Origin of the sequence: Polyangium sp. y55x31, from assembly GCF_029946505.1 — a bacterium.
Classification (GTDB): Bacteria; Myxococcota_A; Polyangia; order Polyangiales; family Polyangiaceae; genus Polyangium.
In genome coordinates this window covers 907,800-916,159 of the sequence record NZ_JARZHG010000001.1, presented here as the reverse complement: position 1 = coordinate 916,159, position 8,360 = coordinate 907,800, and the positions used below count along the sequence as shown (strand labels likewise).

6 protein-coding genes are annotated in these 8,360 nt (G+C 67.5%); 5 read left to right on the top strand and 1 reads right to left on the bottom strand.

Annotated features, from left to right (window positions below; genetic code table 11):
- Positions 1-124: 124 nt before the first annotated feature.
- The gene (locus QHF84_RS03235; protein ID WP_281311665.1) at positions 125-1,621 is read right to left on the bottom strand and encodes a hypothetical protein; all 1,497 of its coding nucleotides are present in this window, start codon (positions 1,619-1,621) and stop codon (positions 125-127) included.
- A 229-nt stretch (positions 1,622-1,850) separates the two neighbouring features.
- Between QHF84_RS03235 and QHF84_RS03230 the strand changes: the two genes are divergently transcribed.
- The 5 genes from QHF84_RS03230 (at position 1,851) to QHF84_RS03210 (ending at position 8,358) form a co-directional block, all read left to right on the top strand.
- Positions 1,851-3,083 carry a cytochrome c gene (locus QHF84_RS03230; protein WP_281311664.1) on the top strand — a complete coding sequence of 411 codons (1,233 nt, stop codon included), beginning with the start codon at positions 1,851-1,853 and terminating at the stop codon, positions 3,081-3,083.
- 2 nt (positions 3,084-3,085) lie between these two features.
- Positions 3,086-4,408: a DUF1549 domain-containing protein gene (locus tag QHF84_RS03225; RefSeq protein WP_281311663.1), complete on the top strand. Its 1,323-nt coding sequence runs from the start codon at positions 3,086-3,088 to the stop codon at positions 4,406-4,408.
- Between the two features lie 2 nt (positions 4,409-4,410).
- Positions 4,411-5,244, top strand: coding sequence for a hypothetical protein (locus QHF84_RS03220; protein ID WP_281311662.1), 834 nt, complete (start codon positions 4,411-4,413; stop codon positions 5,242-5,244).
- An 11-nt stretch (positions 5,245-5,255) separates the two neighbouring features.
- Entirely contained in the window at positions 5,256-6,779 is a 1,524-nt protein-coding gene (locus QHF84_RS03215) for a hypothetical protein (protein ID WP_281311661.1), read from the top strand.
- 142 nt (positions 6,780-6,921) lie between these two features.
- Positions 6,922-8,358, top strand: coding sequence for a hypothetical protein (locus QHF84_RS03210; protein WP_281311660.1), 1,437 nt, complete (start codon positions 6,922-6,924; stop codon positions 8,356-8,358).
- The last annotated feature ends 2 nt before the right edge of the window (positions 8,359-8,360 follow it).

The window sequence follows — 8,360 nt, the reverse complement described above, 5'->3', positions numbered from 1 at the left end:
ATCGCGCAGTTCATCGACCCCGGGTCCAGCGCTTGCGCTGGTTCGGGTCCAGGGGTGAACAACCCCTGGTCGGGGTCCGGGGTGAAACCCCGGCGCAACGCTGCGTGTGTGTGTGGCAGGTTCGTCAGGGCTGTGCTTCGGCGCCGGTGCCGAGCGCGCCTGCGGCGTCGCGGCCGCCCCACACGAGGATCCGTGCGCCGGTCCATACGGCCGTCGCGTGGCGGCGCGAGCTCAGCGTGGGCACCTCGGGGATTGGCTCCCAGGTCCCGCCGTTCATGCCGGGGGTGTACCGCCCGCCGTCGCCGAGACTCCCGGTGCAGACGAGATCTCCGCAGCCTCCCCAGACGACCATGGATGAACCGGTCCAGACTGCGACGTGCGATTGCCGCGGGCTCGGCGCGCCTGTCGTGGTCATGGGCGTCCAGGTGCCTTGCGCGCCGTTGTTGGGGTCGAAGATTGCGCCGGTGTCGAGGTAGGGCCCGCCGTTCCAGCCGCCCCAGATGTAGATCTCCGAGCCCGTCCACAGGGCTGTGTGGGATTCGCGGAACGACGCTGCGTTCGTCGTGGAGGTCTTCGCCAGCCACTTGTCGTCGAACGGCGAGTACGTCGCGCCGTCGCCGAGCCAATCGAAGTAGTCCATCCCGCCCCACACGACCATGCGATCGCCTATCCAGGTCGCGGAGTGCTGTGTGCGCGGGCTCGGGGCGCCCATCGTGCTCGTGGGGGACCAGGTCTTCGTCGGGATGTGGTAGCGGCCGCCGGAGAGCAGCGCCTGGTTCTCCGAGGTGCCTCCCCAGACGATCATGTACTGGCCGGTTGTGACGGCTGAGTGCCGGGTGCGCGGGGCGGGCTCGTTGGTCGTTGGGAGCGTCGTCCAGGTATCGGTGTTCGGGTTGTAGCTCGCGCCTGCGCCGACGAGCCCGTTCGTTGAATAGCCGCCCCACACCATCATGACCTGGCCTGTCCAGACGGCTGTGTGCCCGAAGCGCGGGGAGGGGGCGTTGACGGTGCTCATGGCTTTCCACGTCTTCGTCATCGGATCGTAGAGCGCGCCGTCGCCGAGCAGCGGATCGGGGCCGGTGCGCTCGCCGCCCCAGATGATCATGTGCTTGCCGGTCCACACTGCGGTGTGGTTGAAGCGCGGCGAAGGCGCGTTTTCCGAGGGCAACGGGACCCACGAGAGACAGGCGCCGCCGACCGGGGCGTGCGAGACTGCGCCCGTCTGCGGATCGCAGGAATCGGTCGTGCAGGGATCGCCGTCGTCTGTGGCGATCGGCTTCGGCACGCATGCGCCCATCGCGTCGCAGGCGAAGCTCTCGACGCAGTTCTCTGGGGCGCCGCAGGACGCGCCTATCGCGAGGGGCGTCGAGGCGCACGCGCCGGCCATGCATGTGTCGGCGGTGCAGGGGTTTCCGTCGTCGCAGCTCGTGTCCGAGGTGCAGCTTGCGTCGCTGCCGCTGTCGGGTGCGCCGCCGCCTGCGCCTGCGTCCGGGGCGGCTGTATCGTCGGGGATGAGATCGTAATCGATCTCGGCGATGAGCACGCAGCTCGTGACCGACGACGCGGTGAGCGCGGCGAGGAGCGCGCTCGCGAGGGCGAGCGACGCGCGGCGTTGAGACATCCTTTTTCGGTACCAAGGATGTCGTCGAGCATCAAGAACTCCTTCCCATCGCGGGAATAGGGGCGCATAATCCGATCCGATCTCGGCTCGTCCTCGATCCTCGAGACGGGCGAATCGAGGCGAGGGCCGCGCTGATCGATGCCGCAAAAGGCGCGCGCCCTCGGTGTCCCGGGCCTCCCCGGGTGGACATGCATCGATCCACCTGGATCACCCTCGATCCTTTATGGCAGTGAAAACTTCTCGTGAAATCGGATCCCCGGGCCGCTCCATTTTGGCGCTGCTCCTGTCGCTCGGCGTAGTGGTCACGATCGCGGGGATGAGCGGGTGTTCGAGCAGTAACTCGGAGGGCTCGTCGGAGGGGACTGGCGCGACCGGCGGTGGCGGGGGCGCGGGCGGTGGCGGTGGGGGCGGGCCTTCGGGGCCGTCGGCGTACGAGCTTTTCCTGAAAATCGAGCCCGACCTCGTGGCGAATTGCAACATTTGCCACAAGAAGGGCGGCTCGGCGCCGGCGCCGTTCCTCGCGGGGATGACGCCGGAGGAGCGGTACCAGACGATAACGTTCTGGCCGGGCATCGTGGTCAAGGCGCCCGAGCAGAGCATTTTGCTCACGCATCCGGAGTCGGCGAACCACGGCGGCGGCGAGGCGCCGAGGATCCCGGAGGGCGTCAAGCCCGGCGTGCTCGAGTGGCTCACGGCGGAGGCCGCGGGGCTGCCGGAGGGCAACGGGGACATCGGGCCGAGCGTGCGTCCGTTCCGGCCTTTGCCTGGCGGCGCGCTGAACACGGTCTACCTCGACGCGCTCGGCGAGGAGTTCCAGTACATGTCGATCGCGTTCTTCGCGGAGGCGCTCGGCGGCACGAGTGATGAGCCCACGATGCTCCGGCTGACGAACATCACGGTGCACCCCGTGGTGGACAAGCCGCTGCACATCATGCACCCGGTCTTCACGGTGTACGTGCCCGGACAACCGGGCGATCCGGATCCGGTCGACAGCTTCTCGAATCTCGACCAGACGTTCACGCTCGGCGGGGACAACACGCTCGGCACCGGCGAGGTCGTCCTGACGAACTGGCAGAAGGGGGCATACCTCGGCATTGCGTTCGAGCTCATCGAGGTCTACGGCGGCAACGCGGGCCCGGGGACGGGCTGCGCCAATCTCACGCTGTTCCAGCAGGAGGTCGTGCCGGTCATGCAGACGTGCATGATGAAATGTCACGGCGGGGCAAACCCGCAGGCGAAGGGCACGATGGATCTGTCGGAGCTCAACGCGATGATGCCGACCGCAGCATGCCAGGAGGTGCGTGCACGCATCAAGCCGGGTGATCCGGCGACGAGCCAGATCCTGCAGGTGACGGATCCGGTGCAGCCGATCGTGCACATGTACAAGTTCGACGGTGATCTGAACGCATACAACGCTTTCAAGACCAAGGTGGAGCCTTGGATCATGGCGGAGCAGCAATGACAATGAAATGGGGCAAGAGAGCGTGGACCGGGACCGCGCTGATCGGACTTTCTTTGGTCCTTTCTGCGTGCAACCCGGACGATCCCAACAAGCTCCTCGGCGGGCCGCCCGCCAATGGGGGCAAGCCCTGTCCGCCCTCCGCGGGCGGCGGCGAGGGCGGATCCACGGCGTCGACCACCGTCGGCAATGGCGGATCGGGCGGCGATCCGACGACGAGCGGCGGCACGACGACCGGCTCCGGCGGCAATGAAGTGAAGACCGTGCTCGACGAGCGCGTGGTCTCCTACAGCGAGGCGCTGCGCACCGCGAGCCTCAAGCTCGTCGGCAAGCTGCCGAAGAACGATGAGGTCGAGGGCGTCCGGAGCGCGGCGAATCCGAAGCAGGTCTACGAGACGCTCGTCGACCAGTACATGGCGTCGCCTCGGTTCGCCGCGGTGATGATCGATTACTGGAAGAACACGTTCCGCTCGGGTGCGATGGCGGCGAACGAGGCGCCGAACCGCAACAACGCGCCGCTCTTCGCGGCGAAGGTCACGGTCGAGGGCGGCGATTATCGCCAGATCTTCACGGCCACGAGCGGCACCTGCCCCACGTTCGACCCGGCGACCGGCACGTTCACGCCCGTCGATTGCGCGAACGGCCCCGCCGCCGCGCCGGCGGCCGGCGTGCTCACGGACGCGGGCCTCATGGCCCAGTACGCGAGCGCGCTCGCGTTCCGGCGCGTCCGGTTCATCCAGGAGACGTTCTCCTGTCGCAAGATGCCGGCCGAATACCGATCCACGCCGGAGCCGAAGGGCGGCGGCTTCTATACGTCGCCCTGGCCGTTCGAATCGATCGGCGGCGCGGCGAACGGCGGTCGTGTCGACTTCCTCGATTATTCGTCGACGATCTGCGCGAACTGCCACGGCTCGATGAACCATCGCGCCCCGCTCTTCGCGGCCTACGACGACGCTGGCAAATACGTCGAGCCCGCCGCCGGAATGGACGGCGTCCTCGAGTTCTCGGCCACGGTGCCCATCGAGGGCAATCCGAAGGTCAAGCTGAGCGATTACCTGCCCCCCGGCGAGACGACGGCGTTCAAGTTCGGCCAGCCCGCGGCGAACCTCCTCGAGTTCGGCCAGCGCATGGCGGCGGACGACGAGGTCGCGCGGTGCGCGGTCGTCCGCGCCTGGAACTACGCCATGTCGAAGGGCGACGCGGTCTACGATCTGGCGGACGTGCCCGATTCGGTCATCGCCCCGCTCGTCACGCAATTCAAGACCAACTACAACCTGCGCGAGATCATCCGCGCGGCGTTCGTCCACGACGACTTCGTGAGGTATTGATCATGGCACGGAGCTTCCTCGGCTGGGCGCTGCCCGGCCTGTTCTTCACGATCGGCTTCGGATTCGCGGCGTGCCTCGGCACGCAGGATCCGATGGGCGAGGACTGCGTGCCGACGACGTCGGGCCCCGGCGCGGGCGGCACGGGCGGCACGGGCGGCGCGGGCGGCGCGGGCGGCGGCTCGGCCGGCGCGGGCGCGCAATCGAACGGCGATCCCGAGACGAGCGAGAATGGCAGCAACAACTTCCATCACCCGATGGACCCGACGCAGGCGGGCCAGGATGATCCGTTCGACATCCTGAAGAAGCGCGCGGCCGAAGGACCGCCGGAGATCCGCACGCGGCTGCATTCCTGCAGCAAGCTCACGTATGCGGCGCTCGGCGATCTGCTCACGACGCGCGGCGTGGATCTCAACAAGGTGGCCGCGGCGGGCCAGCCCCCGACGGCGGGCCAGCTCTACAAATCGGCGGCGACGAAGGATTCGCTCGGCGTGGCGAATTTCGACGCGCGCATGGGCGAGTCGTATTTCTATACGATCTCGGCGGCCGCGAAGGTGCTCGACATCTTCATCCAGGCCGCGCCCGAGATCATCCAGAACATCGAGAACGCCGAGGAGTGCAAGATCAGCGGCGTGGGCAACCCCATGTTCGACGCCGCCACGGGCAAGTGCGTCTACAACTCGCTGAGCTGCCTCATGGGCCGGCCCGCGACCGAAGACGACATGGACCTCTGCAACCTGATGATCGAGCAGGCGAACAAGGCGGATCCCAAGGATCTCGCGAACAAGCGCGCGCTCACCGTCGCTGCGTTTCTGAGCGCGGCGCATACCTGCGAGTAGGAGAACGGGCCATGGCAAACTACAAACTCAAGGATTTGCGCGGCCCCCAGCGCCGGAACTTCCTCCGGCTGATGGCCGCGGCGGGCGCGGGCTTCGCGCTCGAGCGCTCGCGGCTTCTCAATTTCATCGCCGACGAGGGCGGCACCGCGCTCGCCGCCGAGGCGTGCGGCGAGACGAACCGCCACGTCGGTATCGTCTCCGGCGGCGGCAATTTCTGCCTCTGGCAGCTCATGTGGCCGCTGCCCGACGTCGCGGCCGCCCAGAACGCGGCCTTCGCGTACGACGCCATCGGCCAGGGCTTCATGACGAACTACGTCGACGAGTCGTCGTATTTCAAGTCGGGCCCTGCCGATCGGCCGTTCTTCTACGGTCCGGATTCGCCGTTCGTCGACCAGGCGACGCAGTCGGTGTACCGCCCGATGAGCGCGTTCCTCGTCGCGGACACGGCCGTGCACCACCGAAAGCCGCTCCGCCAGATCACGATCGACGGCGCGCTCCCGGGCAATACGAACAACAGCGGCGACGGCATCGTCGGTAACAGCGTCACGCTTTTCGCCGCGATCGGCGCATTGCAACGCACGACGACCTCGATCCTGCCCTCGATCGGCGTCGCGCCGGCCTCGATCGGCTCCGCGCCGGGCGCGCCGACGCTCTCGGTCGTGCCGAGCGCGGACTCGATGGTCGACCTGTTCAACAGCGCCGCGTCGAAGGCGATCCTGCTCGCGCAGGAGGACAAGTCGATGTTCGAGACCTATTACAAGGCGATCCTCGGCCTGCGCGAGGCTGCGGGGCGCCCGACCTGGGCGCGCGAGCTCGACATCGCCAAGAAGGCCTCGAACCTCATTGGCCGCAACCTCGCCTCGCAGCTCATGCCGAAGACCGAGGACCTCGCGTTTTACGGGGCCACCGAGGTCGAGGGAATGGCGGCGAGCATGTTCTTCGGTGGCCAGAATGGCAAGGACAGGCTCCTCAACCTGGCGAAGGCCCTCATCATCACGAAGAAGGCCTTCACGCTCGGGTTGACGAACCAGGTGATCATCGGCGTCGTGCCGGAGACGGGCGGCGGCATCTTCACCGATCCGCACGAGACCTTCGCGCAGCTCGCCGGCGCGCGGAACGTGGTGAAGTACTACGGCATGTTCCTCGACCGGTTCTACCAGGACCTCGCGAATTCGCCGGATCCGGCCTGCACCGCGAAGAACCTGGACAAGACCGTCATCACCACGGTCCACGGCGATCACCCGCACGATCCGCTCACGCGGCCGGCGTGGCCCGATTCGACGCCGGGCGGCGCGAACTGGATCTACGTGATGGGCAATGGCTACATCCCGGCCGGCTGGCACGGTCATCCGAAGACCAACAACACGGCATTGGGCATCGACCCGACGACGGGCCTGAGCACCGATTACAACGGGACGAAGTCCGTGCACGCCGCGAGCGCCGCGATCCTCTACGCAATCGCGAACGGCGACATGAAGAAGGTGACGGAGTTCTACAAGGGCAACGCCATCACCGCGCTCGTGAACAAGGTGTGATCGAGCCACCTGTTCGATGACGTCGGCCGCGGAGCGATCCGCGGCCGAGGTCTTTTGTGGGGCACGAACGTCGAAGAGCCCACGGCCGAAGAAGTGTAAGGCCGGCTCGGCCCGAACGTTGTGGAGAGGCGAGGAGGAGCGAATGAAGCGGAGCATGGTGGGTTTTGTGGCGTTTTTCGCCGCGGGGGTCGGGCTCGCGATGGGGTGCGCGGGTGGGCCCGTGGTCGTGCAAAGCAGTGATCAGGCCGCCGAGCCGCTCCCCTCGCAAGCCAAGGCCGAGCCCACGGCAAAACCCATCACGACCGGCACGGGGCCCGAGGTGGCCGGAGGACCAACCGAATGGGGGATCGTCGGACCGGCGCCCGCGCCGACCGTGGATTACCCGAGCGTCGTGGCGAAGGTCGAGTCGATGATCAGCGACCGCCGCGTCATGGTGGAGGCGCAGCGGCGCGGTTTGTCGGTCATGAACGTGATGTGGGAGGACACGGGCCGGGCCGAGGGGTCTTCGCTCGGGCCGAACATCTCGGATCTGACGCTGCAGGTGCGGTTCAACGACGCGAGCGGCAGCCATTTCAAGACGGCGCTGATGCCGGTGATCCGATTTCCGAATTTCACGGACCGCACGGGCGACATCCCGGCCGACCGGTTTTTCGTGCGCGTCGGCAATCAGAAGCCGGGCGGCGGGTCGATCGAATCGGTGCCGCTCAAGGACGTGCTGAAGGACATCCGCGCGTTCGCCAGCGTGCCGAGCTCGATCCTCGGCAGCGGCAACCTGCTCGCGCCGCGGGACAGCCATTTCCTGGTGAGCGCGCAAGCCGTGTTCCTGCCGATTCCGAAGTCCGGCAAGGCCGAGTTCAACCCGGTCATCTTCAATTACCAGTCGGCCCCGAAATCACCGGCCGTGCTGACGCTCCTGGTGACGCGCGAGGGCACGAGCGTCAGCGTGATCGAGAATCGCCGCGAGGACATGGGCGTGCGCGGGGCGGGGCAGGAGCTTTATTTCAACAACATGGGTCAGCGCGCCTCGTTCACGGCCGAGCGGCGGAGCGACGTGAAAGCGCGCATCGAGGCGCAAGGCGGGCCGAAGACGGAGGCGGAGCAGAGCGCCCTCGCGAAGGGAGCGGATGTGCTCTTCCTGGTGCAAGTGCCGCTGGTGCACGCGCAGCGCGGGGTGCTCGGCGGTGCGGTGCCGACCATGCCGGCCATGGAGTCGGCAGCCGGCGGGGCGCCAAAGCCCATGGCCACGACCAAGCCGTCGAAGACGGCCGATCTCGCGGCCGCCGAGGAGAGCGACGTGGAGCAAGCGGTGCTCGGCCACGGCCCGAACCTCGGGCCCTACAACGAGGGGCGAAACCTCCGGCTCGTGCGGGATCCCAAGTTCCCGATCCGGGTCACGGTGCAGTTCTACAAGGCGACGAGCAACGGCGTCGTGGACGAGTCGGATCTCGACGGAATCGCCCAGTCGATCGGGAGCGTGTACGAGCACGCCGAGTTCGTCGGCTCGCTCGTGGTGCCGGAGGGCGATCCGCGGAGGCCGACGGCTTGGCAGAAGATCCCGGCGGAGTGGTTCCCCTGGTGATG

What these genes read in the sequence shown, in the direction of transcription:
- QHF84_RS03225 (WP_281311663.1), top strand. Translation starts at nt 3,086, where the DNA reads ATGAAATGGGGCAAGAGAGCGTGGACCGGGACCGCGCTGATCGGACTT.
- QHF84_RS03220 (WP_281311662.1), top strand. Translation starts at nt 4,411, where the DNA reads ATGGCACGGAGCTTCCTCGGCTGGGCGCTGCCCGGCCTGTTCTTCACG.
- QHF84_RS03215 (WP_281311661.1), top strand. Translation starts at nt 5,256, where the DNA reads ATGGCAAACTACAAACTCAAGGATTTGCGCGGCCCCCAGCGCCGGAAC.
- QHF84_RS03235 (WP_281311665.1), bottom strand. Translation starts at nt 1,621, where the DNA reads ATGTCTCAACGCCGCGCGTCGCTCGCCCTCGCGAGCGCGCTCCTCGCC.
- QHF84_RS03210 (WP_281311660.1), top strand. Translation starts at nt 6,922, where the DNA reads ATGAAGCGGAGCATGGTGGGTTTTGTGGCGTTTTTCGCCGCGGGGGTC.